Source organism: Kaistella sp. CFF1-2, from assembly GCF_059509915.1.
Genome location: NZ_JCAKLF010000002.1, coordinates 317,237 through 334,647 on the forward strand (window position 1 = coordinate 317,237; position 17,411 = coordinate 334,647).

Genomic DNA, 17,411 nt, shown 5'->3' on the forward strand with positions numbered 1-17,411 from the left:
AGTTAAATCTGAAACAACTGCCTTGAATTAAACACTCATTTAGCATTAAATTTGTTTATCATAACAATAAATCGTAAATTATAAAGATAAGATTACATACTATGAAGAAGACATTGAAAAGCATTATGCCTTACGCATTGGTAGGTGTTATTTCGGGAGCCACCACTTTTGGTGCTATTAAGACTTTTGACCATGTAAACAATGATGCAGATTTTGAGTTTTTTGCTCCAAAAAATACCACATCCCAATTTGCAGGGATGAACTCAGGAGTCGTTGGTGATGACTTTGTCAAAGCATCTAAAATGACGGTTCCGGCAGTAGTAACCATTAAAAATTACCAGAACAGAACAACAGGAAGAGCGTCTGACCAGGATTTGATGGACTTTTTCTTTGGCGATCCCTTTGGAAGAAACCAACAAAAAAGACCTCAACAGCAGCAGCCGCCGCAAAATGTTCCTTCGGGAATGGGTTCTGGGGTGATTATCTCACCTGATGGATACATTATTTCAAACAACCACGTTGTAGCAGGATCGAATAAACTTGAAGTTGTTTTAAGTAACAAAAAATCCTATACCGCAACCTTGGTAGGAACCGATCCTATGACAGATATTGCCCTTTTAAAGATTGAAGAAAAAGGACTTCCGTATTTGAATTTTGGAAATTCGGATGCTGTTGAAGTTGGACAATGGGTATTGGCGGTAGGAAACCCGCTAGGGTTAAACTCTACAGTAACAGCGGGAATTATCTCCGCGAAAGGAAGAAGTATTGATTTATTAAGACAACAATCGGCAACGCCAATTGAAAGTTTCTTACAAACTGATGCGGCGATTAACCCAGGAAACTCTGGTGGAGCTTTGGTGGATACCAACGGAACTTTAATTGGAATCAACTCAGCGATTTCATCTAACACAGGATATTATGAAGGTTATGGATTTGCCGTTCCAGCGAATTTGGCTCGAAAGGTAATTGAGGATATCAAGAAATTCGGAATGGTTCAAAGAGGTTTCTTAGGTGTATCTACATTGGATTTATCAAACGATCAGCAAGTTGCGTATTACAATAAAGAGAAGAACGCAAAACTGAAAACAGGAAGTGGTGTATACGTAACCGATGTTTCTAGAAGCGGCGGTGCAGAAGAAGCTGGAATCCGAGTTGGAGACGTTATTACGAAAGTAGATAATACAACAATTAGTGGTTATGCAGATTTATCTTTTGTAACCGGAAGTAAAAGACCTGGAGATCGTGTTGCTGTAACCTATTCGAGAAATGGTAGAGAAGCAACAACCAATGTAACTTTGAAAGATCAAAAAGGAAATACAAGTTTCAGAAGCAAAGCCGATCTAACAGTTACAGAGAAAATTGGTGCCGAGTTTGAACCGTTGAGTGATCGAATTAAAACCGATTACGGCTTGAATTCTGGAGTTATCGTTAAGAACGTTGTTTCGGGAGGTGAATTGGACAAAAAAGGAATTTCCGATAATTACATCGTTTTCGAAGTGAACGGGAAAACGGTAAACAGTCAAAAAGATGTTGAGAAAATCTTAAATGGCTACAAAGGAAATGTTTCCATAAAATACGTTGATGAATACGGTCGAATTACAACCACAGGTTTTGTAATGCCGAACTAAGTTCAAAAAACCAGATAGCAATAAAAAAGTCGCGCAACCTTCGGTTGCGCGACTTTTAATTTTTTTAAGCTTATAAATATTTTTTAGCTCGTTCTTTTTTCTTTTTACGTTCGTAGATAACTTCTGTAATTTTCCCTCCGATCCAAGCAAATGGAAAAAACGTCAAGAAAATACAAATCTTATAAAATGTAGGATGATACGGGAAGATTATCACATCCAACATCGCAATAAAGAGTAAAATAAAACCAATTAAAATCGCATAGGCAACTTTAGCATACTTTACAATAATTGCTGTAACAACGCCTCCTACAGAAGCTGCAATACCTGAAATAAACAATAAAAAAACGTAGAATTGTTCATCATGTTGAACGGATTTTAGAAACTTTTCCCAAGTCTGAAATGGTGAAAAATAATCATAGTTTACCCATTCAGGATTCAATCGTACTCCTAAAGAGATAATCAATCCAGCAATCGCTAGACCTACAATAACACCGATACAGTTTCGTAAAAAATTCATTTCTATGCGTCCTGATGAGCAATCATAGAGATTTCTACATCAACATTTTTTGGTAAACAAGAAACCTGAACCGTTTCTCTCGCTGGATATGCATCTGAATCTAAATACGATGCATAAATATCATTCATCACCGCAAAATCATCCATATTTTTAAGAAATATTGTTGCTTTCACTACGTTTCTGAACGTCATTCCGGCAGCTTCTAAAACCGCCGATAAGTTCTTCATCACTTGATGCGTACTCTTTTCTACACCTTCTGCAATCTTTCCTGTTGCAGGATCAATGGGAATTTGGCCTGAAATGTACAAAACTCCGTTTGCCATGTTCGCTTGAGCATAAGGCCCAATTGCTGCTGGCGCCTGATCTGTGGAAATAATCTTTTTCATATACGTTGTTTATCCGTAGCAAATATAAAATTAAGTATGTAAAATAAAAATTAGAATGGTGCATTTGGTTGTGTAAAACTTCGATCTTTGTATTTTAAAGCATCTGAAAGGATATTTGCTTTAATACCAATTAAGAAATCATACACTTTATATTGTCCAAAAGGCACCCAATTGAAGTTGATTGAGAAACTTCGCTGATCTCGTGAGAAACCAATCCTCGTTAACCCCAAATCTTTATTAATAACGTCGTAATACGTACTTGCTGTTAAATTCCAGTAGGGTGTCAACTTTAAGTTTCCATTCAAACCAACAGAAGCTACTTGCGTCCCAAACATGTTGGATGTATTCTTCATATACGCATAGTTCGCTGTAATGTTTAGCGACCACGGTTGTGTAAAACGAGCGTACATATCGTCATCAAAGAAGTAATTCTCATTCCGAATTTCGCCTTTGGTTTTGTACTTATTTTCAATTTTCTCTGCATCTTTTGACGCAAAAGTATCGTTGTTTAAAGGAAATGACATTTGAACGTTAAATCCTTGAACTCCAAAATTCCCTAGCTTTTCGGTTCGCGTTCCTACGCCATTAGCATCATAAACCGTTTTGTACGGATCAATCACCAAACTCGTGTTTACGCTCATTTTATTGTCGAAAAATGAAGTTTGACCGTTGATGTTAATCATCGAAAACTTGTGCGAATTGGCTGCAAAATTATAACCTCCAGAAATATTTAAACTTTCAAAAATCTTCACTTTCTTAATTCCTGTAGAATCGGTTTTAGAGCGAACTTTCATTTCAATATTATTTCCAATATTAAAACCAACCGATTGCGTTAAACCGGTAGAAGGACTTCCAAAAACACCACCATCAAAGATAGAATAAGGCGTCATGGCTCCGTTTGCGTCGTAATAATTTCGGTAATAGCCCCAATTTTTTGTTCCAAAATCAGGCGTATACGTGAAACTAAAACTCGGCGTAATCATATGTCGAATGGCCTTGATGAAAAACTTATCGCCGAAATCTCTATTTCCGTATATCGTTGTTTGAACACTAGCTCCTGTCGAGAATGTCGAGAATCCGTTAATTCCTTTATTGTAACTCGTCACCAATTCGTTAGCGATAGGATCGTATCTTTTTTCAACCGTTTTTGTTGTTAAAACATTGTTGGCATTAGCAGAAAGTGAGAACGTGAAAAACTTAGCAAACGTCGTATTTGTCGCAATAGCGATATTGTTCTGAAGTCCCGTTTGCATCTCGTCCCACATTCCGTCTTTAAACAATTGATCTTGTTTGGTGTTCACGTAATTCGAAAAATTCAAACCGGTATTTACCGTAATATTTTCCAATAAACCTTCTCTAATCACTCCATTACTTGGCTTGAAAAGATAGAATTGATTCACCGCCACATTCATTTGTGGAAGCCTCAAATTCACCGTTCCATTACTGAAATTTTGTGAATACGAAGCCGAACCAGTAATCGTCATCGGAAGTTTTAAAAATCGCTTGGTAACTGAAATACTCGAGTTCTGTTGCGTATTTAAAACGTTCTCGTTGAAGATATAGTTGTTGTTGATTGAGTTATTGTAAAACGTATTGCTATTAACAATATCTACCGATGTCGAAAAAGAAAAATACGGATTGGCTTTCGCATCTTGCGTATGACGCCATGCAATTCGATAATTTTTCGATTTTTGATAATCATCTAATCCTTTGATACCACGCACTACTGTTCCAAAATCGGCAGAAAAGTTTCCATTATAGCGGTAATTCTTTCGGTAATTGACTTCTGGACGGAAATTCCAACTTCCTTTGGTGTACATATCCATGAGGACTTTTACATCAAAATGCTCACCCAAAGGTTGATAATATCCAAGTCCATTCAAATAAAAACCAACCGATTCGCGTTCTCCAAAACTTGGAATTATAAGTCCAGCCGAACGTTTTTCCGAAAACGGAAGAACTGCAAACGGAAGAACCAACGGCGTCGGTACGCGTTCAATGTACATTTGTATTGGTCCAGTGATAATTTGCGAGCTATTTTTACCTTTTTGCAACTTCATATTAGGCGCCAAAAGGTAATAATCTGCTAACGTATCTTTTTTCTGTATAAAATACTCATCGGTTGTATATTTTCCACGAGCAAAATAGAAGATGGAATCGTTTACTTTCTTCGTTTTTTCTGCCACAATAACACCACCCGATTCTTCGGTTCTAGCATTATAAGCAATAGCTTGTCGAGTTTTAAAATTAAAGTTAAACTGATCGGTTTCGTAGGTCTTTCCACCTTGAGTGGCAACAACAGGCTCCTTAATTTTACCTTTAGCATCAAGTAAACCTCGTGCAAAAATATTCCCCGTACTCCAATCAATGGTGATGTAATCCGCAGCAATATCCATGTCGAGATAATTGATTTTTGCTGTGGTATTTAGAAACGACATTTTCTTCGGAATATCATTCCGAATATTATCCGCAGAATATTTGACAACTCCCTCCAATGGCTCTTTTTTTACCAAAGTGTCTTTTCGGGAAATACTGTCATTAACCCCCTCTTTTTTTACCGTATTTTGTGCATTTACATTTGCTAAAAAACTGTTAAAAATTAGGATAATTAAAATTTGTAATCTATTTTTGGAACTTAGTCTGATTCTTGAAAAATTAAAAATTATCGGGGTCAAAATTAATACATTTTAAAATTCCTATGAGTATTAAAACACATTCTTTCAAAAAATATTTCACATTCGCCTTTTTATTTCTGTTAATTTTTGCTTCTGCACAAAAGAAATTCATCCTTGTATTAGATGCAGGACACGGAGGTGGAGACCATGGAACTAATAGAAATTATGGCGACTTAGGCTATGTTGCTGAAAAAGATATTACGTTATCGGTAACTTTGAAATTGGGCAAAATGCTTGAGCGAAATAACGACTTTAAAGTAATTTACACCAGAAAAACGGATATCTATCCATCTTTGACTGAACGAACCAACCTTGCGAATCGTAGCAAAGCGGATCTTTTTATTTCGATTCACGTAAATGGTGTTAAAAATACGTCCGCTTATGGAACCGAAACGTTTGTACAAGGTCCTGATCAGAATAGAGAGAACTTAGAAGTTGCTAAAGCAGAAAATGACGTAATCTTTTTAGATGAGCAGGATAAGCAAACTTTTGCATCGTACGACCCATCTTCTCCAGAATCTTTAATTGCATTGAAAATCCAACAAAGCAAATATTTGGAACGCAGTTTAATTTTCGGTGGTTTTGTTGAAGAAAACTTCGTAAAAAAAGACAAACGACTTTCCCGTGGTGTAAAACAACAAAACTTACACATTTTGCGAAGAAGCTCCATGCCTTCCGTACTAGTCGAAATGGGATTTGTGAGTAATCCTGATGAAGCGCATTATATTGCTTCGGATAAAGGACAAAATGAAATTGCAGAAAGTATTTACAACTCTATTATTTCGTATAAAAAAGTAATGGATAAACGTGGTGGTGGAAAATACGCTGATAATGATGATGTAAAACCTGAACCTGTAAAACCGACAGAAGTTCCGTTAAAGAATGATTTCCGAATCTTATTAATGAGTACACCTACTCGATATATTGGTAACGATCCTGCGTTAAAAGGTTTAAATTATATTTTAACGATAAAAGAAGGGAATCAATACAAATACTATTATGCAACCACCAATTTGGCTTCCGTACGTGACAGCAATCTAAAAACAGCGAAAGACGCCGGTTTCCGAAACGCTATTTCCGTAGGGTTTGTTCCGAATCAAAAATTAGCCAGTGGTTATTATACGCTAGAATTAGCAGCCACGAAGGATAAATTAAGCTCAAACTCGTTTATGCTGCAAACATTGAAAAATGTAGAACGTAAAAAGGATAATGGTATTTTCTATTATACTTATGGTAAATTCAACTCCCTAGAAGATGTTGTAAAAGCACAAAAAGAGCTTGAGGATAAAGGCATTAAGAATACCGTCGTACAAAAAGTTGCAAGATAGTTTGTAGGTTCAGAAAACATCACTATATTTGCACCTCCAAAATCGGCCTATTCGTCTAGTGGTTAGGACTCAAGGTTTTCATCCTTGCAACAGGGGTTCGATTCCCCTATAGGCTACAGTCTTTTTTTAAAGATTGAAGCTTGAGAAGGAAGGTCGGAATTTGGAAAGTGAAAAAAATGAAAAATTTTTGAGAAAAAATTTGGAGTTAATAAAAAATAATATATCTTTGCACCCACATTTGAGAAGCAATTATGGCAAATCATAAATCAGCATTAAAGAGAATCAGACAGAACGCAGTAAAGAGATTGCGTAACAGATACTACCATAAGACTGCAAGAACAGCTATGAAAGTATTAAGAACAGAGGAGAACAAAACGGCAGCTCAAGAGCAATTGCCAAAGGTTATTTCTTTGCTTGACAAATTGGCTAAGAAAAACATTATCCACAAGAACAAAGCTGCTAACTTAAAGAGCAAGTTAACGAAACACGTTAGCAAGTTAGCGTAAGAAAATATTTGGCCCGTTCGTCTATCGGTTAGGACCTCAGATTTTCATTCTGGTAAGAGGGGTTCGATTCCCCTACGGGCTACGAAGCTCCCAAAGTTTAACTTTGGGAGTTTTTTTTGTGTCTTATCGTAATAATAATTATCTGTGACGATTATTTAACGCACGGATTATCTAACTATTGAATGTACAACTCTCTTTTCTTTTCATTACCTTTGCCTTACTATGGATGAATTTACAATGAGCGACCACGCACAAATGATGATAGATGATGAGAATGAAATCGACATCATTATTTGGGGTGCAATGGAGTTTTCAAAGACTAAAGATGATGTGAAAGAGTTTTTAACAAAATGGGGAAAGCCTGAATACTTTGAGAAGTATTTTGAAATTTATAAAAATTCATTCCCAAAGGAACATATTTTGAAAGACAAGAAGTAAATTAACATGTGCGACATATTAATTTGTGAGTTTACTATATTTTGATGGGACAAGTTCGATGATAATCCCAGGTAAAACCCTACCAATAAAGCTTTTTTTGGGAGTTTTTTTGCGATTAACTACTTGTAATTGTTTTTATAATTGAGCTCGATAGGGTTATTGTTCTCTTTAATTATTTTTTGTAAATATTTAGTTGCATCATTATAATTATCTCTCACAATTTCTCCAGTATCAGTCGCTTTAAATATTGGTTCATTTTTAACTTTCTTTTCAGCATACGGTTCTATGTAGTAATTCATCATGAATTTTTTAAAAGTAGGAAAAATCATCTTTAACCCAGTTTTTCTATAATGAAGTGGCTCCTCATTTTGTTTGATTTCTTGAATATCAAAAATATAATCGTTGAAATCGTCATTAATTTTTAAAAATAATCCCGGTAAACCACTAAAAACATAGGGCCCTTCTTGAATTTGGATATCTGGAGCAAAACATGCCGTCTACATACGCCTACCATAATCTGTCGTTGCTTTCTGTACTTTCATTTGGGCTATCGATGATGTTTCAGGTAAAATTTTCCAGATCAATTTTTCATCTATTATTAAATCATAGTAAACTTTACTCTCTGGCTGGATACTTTTATAGACGATTTTGTCTTTTGAATTTTTAACCAGATATATTTGTGCCTCAATATTAAGGTTTGGGCCATATCCAAACTTATTTAAATTTTTAAGTGAATCTGATTTTTTTTTCATTTAAAGTTCGGAAAACAGATACTCTATCTAGTACATCTAGACTATAAATAGTTGATGAATAGGTACTATCACTCAACTTTTTATTTTTCATTTCATAAAGAAAAGTTCCACTTTGAGCGTTAATGTGAGTTACGAACAGGAAAAGAAGTAATTGTCCTAGTCTCATCTTTATTATTTTAAATTAAATATACTCTTTTATTTAGTTTGAAATAATAAATCATGTCGTTACAAAAAAATGAAAACAGTTCGGAAAACCTACTCTTCTCGCTTCTTCGCTTCCGCTTCTAGCCTTTGTTGGTCATGATACAATTTGGTAGCAGACCATTTCGCGTGTTTTGAAGGGGTAATATAGAAACCCTTTTTGTAGGAATATATTTTAGTGAATTCTGCACCAAAGAAAATAAGCATACAGGAATAATTAATCCACATCATAATTAAGATAACCGTTCCCGCAGCACCAAATGCCGAAGTCGGTTTCATTTCACCGAAATACAGACTTAACAAAAACTTTCCGATGGTAAACAATACCGAAGTGAGAAAAGCACCTGACCACACCGATTTCCAACTAATTTCGACATCTGGTAAAACTTTAAACATAAAGGCAAAAACCATCATCACCAAAAGGAAGCCCATTGAAAAATTCACCACTTCCATTAAATAATAAGTTTCCCATCCTAATTGAGAGGTGATAAAATTATTAAATAAGCTAATCATCGATGAAAGAACCATCGTAATCATCAAGAGAAAGCCAAGAATCAAAATCATTCCTAAAGAATTGGCTCGATCCAAAAGGAATTTCACCAAGGCTTTTTTCGGTGCTGGCTGGATATCCCAAAGTTCATTCAACGCTTGTTGCAGCTGAAAGAATATCGTTGTTGCTCCAAAAACCAACGAGAAAACACCCACTGTTTTCATAAACACATTGTCCTTATCAATCAGAGCGCCAGCAATCATTTGCTCAATACTTTTAGCGACTTCACTGCCCATGATTTGACCAATTTGCTTACTAATTTCACCTTGAATCGCATCTTGACCGAAGAAATACCCTGCAATCCAAATGATAATAATAAGTAAACCCGGAATTGAAAAGATCGCGTAATACGCCAAACTAGCCGAATATTTCGAAGCCGGCGAACTGTTCCACTCTTTGAATGTATCTACGAGACATTCCCATAAAAACTGGATTCTTTTCAACATGATTTTTAAGTTTAAAATTAGAAAGGATATCCGATGGCGATATTCAACATCAAATTATCGCGACGCCATTGCTTGTCCCCGAAATTAATTTTGTCAAACATCCAACGGTCGCCTTTTTCATAGTACGGCGTTCGAATCGGAATGGCAAAGTCCAAACGCAAAATCAAAATACTAAAATCTAAACGCAAACCAACTCCAGCACCAACCGCAATTTCCGATAAGAAATTCTTAGAAAATTTTCCGCCTGGTCTTTCTGGATCTTCATTGATTAACCAAATATTTCCTGCATCCGCAAAAGCCGCAACGTTTAAAAATTTGTAAAGATTCGCTCGGTATTCCGCATTCAATTCTAATTTGACATCACCCGATTGGTCAAAAAAGAAATTGGCTCGTTGATTTCTCGGATCGTAACTTCCCGGACCTAAAGTTCTCGCTCTAAATGCACGAACCGAGTTACTTCCACCTACAAAAAATTGTCTCGAAAATGGCACGTTATCCGAATTTCCATACGGATACGCAATTCCTCCAATAAAACGTGTCGCAATCGAAGATTTTTCATTCAGCTTATGATAAAAACGGAAATCGTGTTCCATCTTTGCAAATTGACTAAATGGAATATTGAAAATTTCTTTTTGCTTTCCTTTTTCAACATTCGCTCCCATTAATAAACCCGTTAAATTTCCAGAAAAATCAACCGATCCTTTATAGTAAACCGTATTTTTCTTAGGAAGCATCGTCGTTGTGTAGGTATAACTATAGGTTGGACCAAAAATCAATTGCTTGGCTACGGCACGTGCCGCCACTTGGGAACTATCCATCTGCGCTTGATATTCCGGCGTTATTTTTTCAGGATAAACCAACGTCGCACTGAAAATTTTCAAATCATGTTCTTTTCGAATATTCTCCTTCCAAACGTATCCAAACGACGTATTGAAGTTATGTAATGTGTATAATTTAGTTCGGCTTTGATATTCATAACCAATGTTGATATTGGTTCGTGGAACATACGCACTCGAGGATTGGAAACGGAATGGCGCCACAATTCGAGGAATAGAAAGTTGCGCGTTCGCTCCAGCTCGAAAAAGATTATTCGCATCTTTTGGTCCACCCAATTGAACATCAAATGCACCGTATAAAGCGGCTTTCAATTGTTCGGCACCTTTAAAGAAATTACGATGCGTCCAATTCAAATTAAGTTCACCTCCACCGTAATTCGCCGAATTCGTTCTTCCCAAAACTTCAAATCGCAAGGATTGAATTTCTCTTGGCGTCAATAAATAATAGGCATCAAACTGATGTTTCAACGAGTCCGAAACTCGGAAATCATTTTTCACAAATTTGAAAACACCTAAACTAATCAAACGATTTAATGATAAATTATGCTCGGTTCGATTGTAGATATCGCCTTTATTCACATACATTGCTCGATCGAAAATCTTCGGTTTGAAACGTTTTTCAGGATCAATAATGTACATATCGTTATACTTATATTGCTCTAAGGTGTCTTTATTCACAGGAATTGAATACAATCCACGACGCGCATCTCGAAGGTTATAATTCGGGAAAATAATAACATCGTTAATGGTAAATTGTTCTTTCGCTTCTTCGGGCGTGTTCTTTTTCAATTTAACGAAAAGCTCCACTTTTTGATTTTTCGCAACCGTAGAATCTGCTTGAACAATAATATTATCGGGATGAAAATAATAAAAACCGCGCTCTTTCATTCGAGCGTCGATTCGTTCGCGTTCCATTTTAATCACATCCAAATCAAAATAATCCCCCGCCTTTAAAAGCGTTTTATCTTTGATCGCTTGAATTTCCGAATTCACCAAAGAAGAATCCGTTGGGAAATTTACCTGACTAATCTGATAGCGTTGTCCAGGTTTCACTTTATAGGTAACCTGCGCTTTTTTGTTTTTAGATAAGGTGTCACTTGACGCTTTTGCATTGAAATACCCTTTGTTTTCTGAATAATTAACTATGATATTCTCGTTAAATTCTCGATCTACATCGCCCAGCAAAACAGGTTTTTCACCCAACTTATATTTCATCCAATATTTAAAGCCTTTATCCTTTTTCGGCTCGTCCGTAATATTATAGAAATACAATTTCGGGCGTAAACCTAAAATGCTGGAATTCGGCTTTGGACGAAGGTTTTCCTGATACGCCGATTTTAAATCAGACTTTTCCTTTTTTGAAAGGGAATCTCCAATGATGTCAATTTTTGCACCGGTATAAAGTAATTCGCCTTCTTTTAAATATTTCGTATTGCTACATCCAGTCCAAGTGAAAATCACCAAAACTAAAAAGCTCGTTTTAATATAATCAATCCACTTCATGATTTACTTATTAGAATTTTGTGGTCTGTTCCGTCTGTACTCTCGATTACGTTTCGATTTTTCAAAGATTTCTTTAAACTTATCGTAATCCAAGGTAATGATAAAACCAACCCCTGTTTCAACAATTTGTCCTTGTAGAGCCACTTGATATTCATTTTTACGATAGGCTCTCAACATATATCGTCCATCTCGAGACAAACTATAATCCATGCTAATATCACCCGCGATATTCGTCATTTGTTCGTTTTGACGTGCATCTCCTTCAATACCAAAATTACTTCCCACCGTAACTTTTAGTCGATCGTTTAATAACTTTTTACTAATGTCAACACTTAAATCTGTGCGATTCATACGCTCACCTGTTGAATAATCTTCCGAAGCATCCAAACCGAAATTGATGTCAACTCCTGAAATAAGATCCGCAGCCAAATTGTTAAGCTGTTGCGACAAAATACTACTCACACTTTGTCTTGCAATGGTTCCGGCGGAAAGTCCCGCTTGACTTTGGAACGGATTCTCACCAATAAAACGATTCAGCAATAACAACGCAAAAACTTGCTTGTTCATTTCCGTTTCTTCGTTTCGAATTTGGTCGAGTTTAGCTTTCGTTTCGTCAATAACAACCGTTGGTACCGATGGATTTTCATCATCCATCGTGATATTGAATTTAATTTCTGGTTTCAATAATTCGCCTTTCAAAACCAATAAAGTATTGAATGGAATTCGTTGTTTGAACATATTCAATTCCGATGCAGATTTGGCTCCTAATTGCTGTTGAACTAAATCTATCGGTGCCGCTTCGGTTTTATAAACGGCCGTTATATCGAGTTGAGCCGTGGTTGGTTCGCCCGTCCACGTTATAGTTGATCCTTTTTGAATATCGAATTTTCGTTTCAACATACTTACCGAAAGTTCATACGCTCCTTGATCAACCTCATAAACTCCAACAAGCGTGGTTTTTCCCGAAGGGTCGATGCCTCCTGTAAGGTTTGCTTCCCCTTGAAGTTTCACAAAATCACCGTTGGCTTTATCAATAATAATGGAAAGTTTCGCTTCTTTGGTCAGCTCAATATTCACGTTCACATCCATTCCTTTGATATCCGTTTTCGAGTCAATAGAATCTGCAACTATTGTTTCTTGCAAAGCCACTTGATCCTGATCGATAAACTCAACAATACCTTCTCGTTCTTGCAATTGAGGCGAAGACTGCGGAAGTACAAACGTGAAATCGGTATTATCCGTTACCGCTAAACGTCCGTCAACTTTGGGTAAATCGAGATCACCACGTATTTGAAGATTAGCGTCCACCGCCAAAATACCGTACATTAACGCATCATTGTTTTTCTCGGAATTCACCACTTTAAAATCACGCGCAACTGCATCTAAATTAAATGCATAATCGCGGTAATCTTGCGTAAGAATTTGACCATTCAATGTCAAAGAATTGCCATCTGTATCGTTAATTTTGAATCGATTCAACTCAATTCCTCGGTTTGTGAAATCAATGGCGTCATTAAGATTTTTGAAATGGCTTCCTGTTTGGGTAATCCCAAATCCGACATCATTAAACTGCAACTTTCCTAGAATAGAGGGTTTTTCAATCGTTCCATTAATTTTTAAATCACCAGATAAATAGCCTTCGGCTTTTTGAATTGCGTTCATGGAAAAAGCTTGCGCCGTTAGCATCTCTAAACGATTCACATCCAAATCCAAATCAAAGGAAGATTTCGAAGTATGATAATCTCCGAAAAGTCGAACATCATTGTTATTTCCCGTTAAATTAACATCCGCATTGATCGTCTGAGCGGACGTATTTTTCACTTTCGCATCAAGATTTCCAACAGGATTTCCGAAGACAATTAAATCCGTCACCTTCAAGTCCGAATTGAACGTCATATTCTTTTGTAAATCTCTAATTTGAGCCGTTCCATTGATGGTTCCTTTCGCTAAAAGCGTATCTTTTTTAATCAGCTCAGTGATGGTTTCGATTTTAAAATCTTTGATCGTCACATTGAGTGGACTATTCGCAGCCGTCGTTTCAGATTGCAGTAAAATTTCACTTCCATTATTAGAAAGTTTGAAATTATCAGCCCAAATACCCTTGTTACTCAACTGAATTTTATTGCCTTCACCAACTTGCCAATCATCGTAATTCAATTTTAAACCGTTTGGATTTAAGCTAATTTCTGTGATATCGTTCAAACTTTTGGCTTGTCCCGCCACTAAAAATTGGGTAACATCCTTCGCATCTTTCGTAGTCACATCATAACGAATCACATTATCTGCAATATCTCCTTGCGCACTGATTTTATTTAACGCAAAACTTTCGCTTTTCAAAGAACCCGCACTTAATTGATACTGCAATGCATCGGCAGAATTGCTAATATCTAAGACGGCATTATCAATCACATTGCTTCCATAAGTCAACTGTGGAATCTGCCCGTGAACCTCCAATTGGCGGGAATCGGCGTTAAAATTTCCGTTCAGAGTGATGGTTTCAAAACTTTTCAAATCGGGAACAAAACGTCGAATTAAATCGTCATTTTTAATTTGTGCATTCAGTGTAAAATATTGTCCTGGAGTAATTTTAGCGGCTGCGCTTGGTTTTTGAAATTGATAATATTGATTGATCGTCGAAGCTAACGCACCAAAAATCTGAGTTAATTTATATTTACCTACCAAATCTACATCCGCGATTTGAGATTTTAAAATCAATGAATTCTGGTCGGCTGTAGCAACGGCTTCCAAAATAACCTCCTGCATTGGAAAAACATCCTTGGTATTGGAAAGCGCAAAGTTGGTTAAATACAAATGACCATTCAAAGCGTCAGGATCTAAATTCGAAAAATCACCATCTAAACTACCTGCAATAATCATCGGTTCATTATAAAAACCAAGTTTATGCAAATCCAATTTAAAAACACTTCCCTTCACTTTTACCGTCGGTTTGGTTTCGTTATAAACTCCCGAAGCAACCAAATTTAATCGGGCATTCGGATCTTTAGAATTCAAATGAACATCATACAAACCACGATTCAAGCTACCTTTTACATCAACATTCGAATACTGATAGCCGTTATAGCCCATGGAATTTATATGTCCCGTAAGCGCCGCATTTCCGTTTTTGAAATCAAAACTTTGACCTTTAGCAGCGATTTGTCCAGTGACTGAGCCAACATCTTTGTTACCGATTAAGGTTCCTACTTGTAGGTTTTGAAGATTGGCTTTAACATTATATGTTTCACGATTCTTCTTACGCATGTCCACAATCGCTTGTACGACGGCATTTCCAAGCGTTGATTTTAAGTTCAGATTGGTATTAACTTGTTTCGTTGTTCCTTTTGCCGTTCCCTTAATCGACATGTGTGAAGGCAACGTAATGTTACTCGGAATGGTATTTTTAGGAAGGAAATTGTAAATGGTTTTTGAATTGGAAGACAGTTCTCGAATCTTAAAATCATAATACAATTGATCAGGATTCATCGCATTTTTCACAGTTCCTGAAGCCGCAACGCGAAGTTTGTCAATACCCGAAAGTTCCAAATTGGAAATCTGTAGATTGTTCACTTTTCCTTTGAGACGTGTATTTACGTTCAGAATTGCGTTTGGATATTTGTTGAACGGCGCGGTATTTCGCAGCGTAGGAACTAAATTTAAAATATCTGAAAATCCAACTTTTGAATTTTTAATATTGGCTAAAACTTCTACTTCGCCAGGATTGGCTGTAAGCTGTTCTACAGAAGCATAATTAAGAATTAATTCGTCTCGTAAAATCGTTTTTGGCGTTTGTAGATACAGATTTTTAAGATACGCTTGCTTGTCATTATACACGAAATCTGTGTTCACTTTTTGGACATTCAGACCTCGCTGCTCTTGAATTTCTCCGCTTTTAATGGAGCCTTCAAACGTGGAACCTAACATTTTAAAATCTCGTAAATCCAGATTTAACTTTGAAAAATTAAGATGATTAAAGTCCATTCCTTGGCGCGTAGGCGCAACGGCCGTATTGTTATACGCAATTTGAACATCATCAAAAACGGCTTTTCCAAGCAAAATCTGCATCAATTCTTCTTGTTTATCGGTTGCTTTTTCTGCTTTTGAATTTGTTGATTTTGGATTGGAAGGCAAGTATAAATTCGCTTCAACCTTCGCGCCAGAAAGCAAAACATCTTCAATATCATATTTTGACTTGTCCAAATCCAACGCATTGATTTGGGTGCTCAGTTCTTTAAAATTAACCTTAGCAAAAATTTTGGTACGATCATCTCCGTAATCAATATCAAAATTAGTGAGTTTGATTTTGTTCAAATCAATCTGCATTGGTTTTTTATCGTTCAAAGAATCTACTTTCTGCTCTACATTATCTGCCACTTCTTCTAATAAATCCTGCTTTAATTTCAACTTTAAACCATCCATAAGAATATCTCCTATGGCATATTTATTTTTCTCAAGATCAAAGGTTTTAATTCGGGTGTGAAAATCTTTGAAAGAGGCGTTGATATTATTCCCTCCTTGCTGATCAATAAAGGAAACTCCGATATCTTTTAAATCAATTTTATCAAGTGAAATAATAAACGGTTTTGACTCATTATCTGCTTCTTTATCGGTTGTTGCAAAGGCATTGATGATGTAATCAAAATTAAACGTTCCATCTTTTTTTCGAACAACATTGGCACGAAGTGTTTTTAAATCAATGGAAGTAATATCGGCTTTGTTTTTGAGTAAATTGGGAATATTAAGACCAACATCGAGATTTTTTGCATACAGCAATGTATCCACATCTTGACCTTGCAAATACAAATTTTCCATGACCAAACTACTCGGAAAATCGATATAGACTTTATCCAAGGAAACTTTGGTTTTCACCTTATCTTCGAGGTAAGTAACCAATCTGTTTTTGACAAAATTTTGAACGGCTGGAAGTCTTAAACTCAAAACCAAAAGTACCAAAAGCACTACAATGGAAAGAAGTGTAATTCCAGAAATTTTAAAAATCTTCTTGAAGTTAACTTTCAAAACGTGTTTTTTACAAAAATACTAATCCCTATTTCCGTCTGTTTATAACTTTTAGTGGAAGCATTATATAATTTTCTAAGGAAAATGAGGACTTGCAAACGATTATTAAACTGAATTCTATAAATTTACACTATAAAAATACGCAAACATTTTTTCTAAGACGCATTTCTATGAGAATATTACTATTAAATGGGCCTAATCTTAACCTTTTAGGAACTCGTGAACCCGAAATTTACGGAACAACTTCCATGGAAGATTGTTTAATGGCGATTAGAAACCAATTTCCGCAAACTGAAATTTTATTTTTTCAATCGAATGTAGAAGGTGAAATTATCAACCGACTTCAAGAAGTTGATTTTGATGCATTGGTACTTAATCCAGGAGCATTTACCCATTACTCATACGCCATTGCCGATTGTTTAAAAAACATTTCGAAACCAAAAATTGAAGTACACATTAGCAATATTTACAAGCGTGAAGAATTTCGTCAAAAATCCGTTACAGCGGCGTTTACTGATGGTTTGATGTCCGGATTTGGAATGAATGGATACGCTCTAGCTGTTTCCAGTTTGGTCTCTAACTAATAGCAGATTTAATAAAAATAAAAAAAGGCGCCGCAACAAATGTTG

The 17,411-nt window shown here is 36.1% G+C and carries 13 protein-coding genes, 2 tRNA genes and 1 pseudogene; 7 read left to right on the plus strand and 9 right to left on the minus strand.

Going from position 1 to position 17,411, the window contains the following annotated elements:
• Window positions 1-101: 101 nt before the first annotated feature.
• Complete coding sequence (locus AC5XHR_RS06615) at window positions 102-1,628, plus strand: trypsin-like peptidase domain-containing protein (protein ID WP_495949992.1); 1,527 nt, start codon at window positions 102-104, stop codon at window positions 1,626-1,628.
• A gap of 70 nt (window positions 1,629-1,698) precedes the next feature.
• Here AC5XHR_RS06615 and AC5XHR_RS06620 read toward each other — a convergent pair whose 3' ends face one another.
• The 3 genes from AC5XHR_RS06620 to AC5XHR_RS06630 are packed head-to-tail and all read right to left on the minus strand — an operon-like array spanning window position 1,699 to window position 5,176.
• Entirely contained in the window at window positions 1,699-2,145 is a 447-nt protein-coding gene (locus tag AC5XHR_RS06620) for a hypothetical protein (RefSeq protein WP_495949993.1), read from the minus strand.
• A 2-nt stretch (window positions 2,146-2,147) separates the two neighbouring features.
• Window positions 2,148-2,531, minus strand: a complete 384-nt coding sequence (locus AC5XHR_RS06625; protein WP_495949994.1) for a RidA family protein — start codon at window positions 2,529-2,531, stop codon at window positions 2,148-2,150.
• Window positions 2,532-2,581: 50 nt separating this feature from the next.
• Complete coding sequence (locus tag AC5XHR_RS06630) at window positions 2,582-5,176, minus strand: putative LPS assembly protein LptD (protein ID WP_495950498.1); 2,595 nt, start codon at window positions 5,174-5,176, stop codon at window positions 2,582-2,584.
• A 53-nt stretch (window positions 5,177-5,229) separates the two neighbouring features.
• On the opposite strand from AC5XHR_RS06630, the gene AC5XHR_RS06635 reads away from it, so the two are divergent.
• From AC5XHR_RS06635 to AC5XHR_RS06655, 5 genes are all read left to right on the plus strand, one after another.
• Complete coding sequence (locus tag AC5XHR_RS06635; protein ID WP_495949995.1) at window positions 5,230-6,534, plus strand: N-acetylmuramoyl-L-alanine amidase family protein; 1,305 nt, start codon at window positions 5,230-5,232, stop codon at window positions 6,532-6,534.
• Between the two features lie 44 nt (window positions 6,535-6,578).
• A tRNA-Glu gene (locus tag AC5XHR_RS06640) sits at window positions 6,579-6,650 on the plus strand.
• A 135-nt stretch (window positions 6,651-6,785) separates the two neighbouring features.
• Window positions 6,786-7,040: a 30S ribosomal protein S20 gene (gene rpsT, locus AC5XHR_RS06645; RefSeq protein WP_495949996.1), complete on the plus strand. Its 255-nt coding sequence runs from the start codon at window positions 6,786-6,788 to the stop codon at window positions 7,038-7,040.
• 10 nt (window positions 7,041-7,050) lie between these two features.
• A tRNA-Glu gene (locus AC5XHR_RS06650) sits at window positions 7,051-7,122 on the plus strand.
• Window positions 7,123-7,262: 140 nt separating this feature from the next.
• On the plus strand, window positions 7,263-7,478 hold the full coding sequence (locus AC5XHR_RS06655; protein WP_495949997.1) for a hypothetical protein: 216 nt from the start codon (window positions 7,263-7,265) through the stop codon (window positions 7,476-7,478).
• A 119-nt stretch (window positions 7,479-7,597) separates the two neighbouring features.
• Here AC5XHR_RS06655 and AC5XHR_RS06660 read toward each other — a convergent pair whose 3' ends face one another.
• The 6 genes and pseudogenes from AC5XHR_RS06660 to AC5XHR_RS06685 form a co-directional block, all read right to left on the minus strand.
• Window positions 7,598-7,780, minus strand: coding sequence for a hypothetical protein (locus AC5XHR_RS06660; protein ID WP_495949998.1), 183 nt, complete (start codon window positions 7,778-7,780; stop codon window positions 7,598-7,600).
• Window positions 7,781-7,963: pseudogene (locus AC5XHR_RS06665) on the minus strand (GLPGLI family protein); the annotation flags it as partial.
• Between the two features lie 12 nt (window positions 7,964-7,975).
• The gene (locus AC5XHR_RS06670) at window positions 7,976-8,230 is read right to left on the minus strand and encodes a hypothetical protein (protein WP_495949999.1); all 255 of its coding nucleotides are present in this window, start codon (window positions 8,228-8,230) and stop codon (window positions 7,976-7,978) included.
• A gap of 255 nt (window positions 8,231-8,485) precedes the next feature.
• On the minus strand, window positions 8,486-9,427 hold the full coding sequence (locus AC5XHR_RS06675; RefSeq protein ID WP_495950000.1) for a YihY/virulence factor BrkB family protein: 942 nt from the start codon (window positions 9,425-9,427) through the stop codon (window positions 8,486-8,488).
• A gap of 17 nt (window positions 9,428-9,444) precedes the next feature.
• Window positions 9,445-11,766, minus strand: a complete 2,322-nt coding sequence (gene tamL / locus AC5XHR_RS06680; RefSeq protein ID WP_495950001.1) for a translocation and assembly module lipoprotein TamL — start codon at window positions 11,764-11,766, stop codon at window positions 9,445-9,447.
• Window positions 11,767-11,769: 3 nt separating this feature from the next.
• Window positions 11,770-16,782: a translocation/assembly module TamB domain-containing protein gene (locus AC5XHR_RS06685; RefSeq protein ID WP_495950002.1), complete on the minus strand. Its 5,013-nt coding sequence runs from the start codon at window positions 16,780-16,782 to the stop codon at window positions 11,770-11,772.
• 170 nt (window positions 16,783-16,952) lie between these two features.
• Here AC5XHR_RS06685 and AC5XHR_RS06690 point away from each other — a divergent pair, with 170 nt between their 5' ends.
• On the plus strand, window positions 16,953-17,366 hold the full coding sequence (locus AC5XHR_RS06690) for a type II 3-dehydroquinate dehydratase (RefSeq protein ID WP_495950003.1): 414 nt from the start codon (window positions 16,953-16,955) through the stop codon (window positions 17,364-17,366).
• Window positions 17,367-17,411 lie beyond the last annotated feature (45 nt).

Coding starts and splice junctions, on each gene's coding strand:
- AC5XHR_RS06615 (WP_495949992.1), top strand. CDS start 102: ATGAAGAAGACATTGAAAAGCATTATGCCTTACGCATTGGTAGGTGTT.
- AC5XHR_RS06620 (WP_495949993.1), bottom strand. CDS start 2,145: ATGAATTTTTTACGAAACTGTATCGGTGTTATTGTAGGTCTAGCGATT.
- AC5XHR_RS06625 (WP_495949994.1), bottom strand. CDS start 2,531: ATGAAAAAGATTATTTCCACAGATCAGGCGCCAGCAGCAATTGGGCCT.
- AC5XHR_RS06635 (WP_495949995.1), top strand. CDS start 5,230: ATGAGTATTAAAACACATTCTTTCAAAAAATATTTCACATTCGCCTTT.
- rpsT (WP_495949996.1), top strand. CDS start 6,786: ATGGCAAATCATAAATCAGCATTAAAGAGAATCAGACAGAACGCAGTA.
- AC5XHR_RS06655 (WP_495949997.1), top strand. CDS start 7,263: ATGGATGAATTTACAATGAGCGACCACGCACAAATGATGATAGATGAT.
- AC5XHR_RS06660 (WP_495949998.1), bottom strand. CDS start 7,780: ATGATGAATTACTACATAGAACCGTATGCTGAAAAGAAAGTTAAAAAT.
- AC5XHR_RS06670 (WP_495949999.1), bottom strand. CDS start 8,230: ATGAAAAAAAAATCAGATTCACTTAAAAATTTAAATAAGTTTGGATAT.
- AC5XHR_RS06675 (WP_495950000.1), bottom strand. CDS start 9,427: ATGTTGAAAAGAATCCAGTTTTTATGGGAATGTCTCGTAGATACATTC.
- tamL (WP_495950001.1), bottom strand. CDS start 11,766: ATGAAGTGGATTGATTATATTAAAACGAGCTTTTTAGTTTTGGTGATT.
- AC5XHR_RS06690 (WP_495950003.1), top strand. CDS start 16,953: ATGAGAATATTACTATTAAATGGGCCTAATCTTAACCTTTTAGGAACT.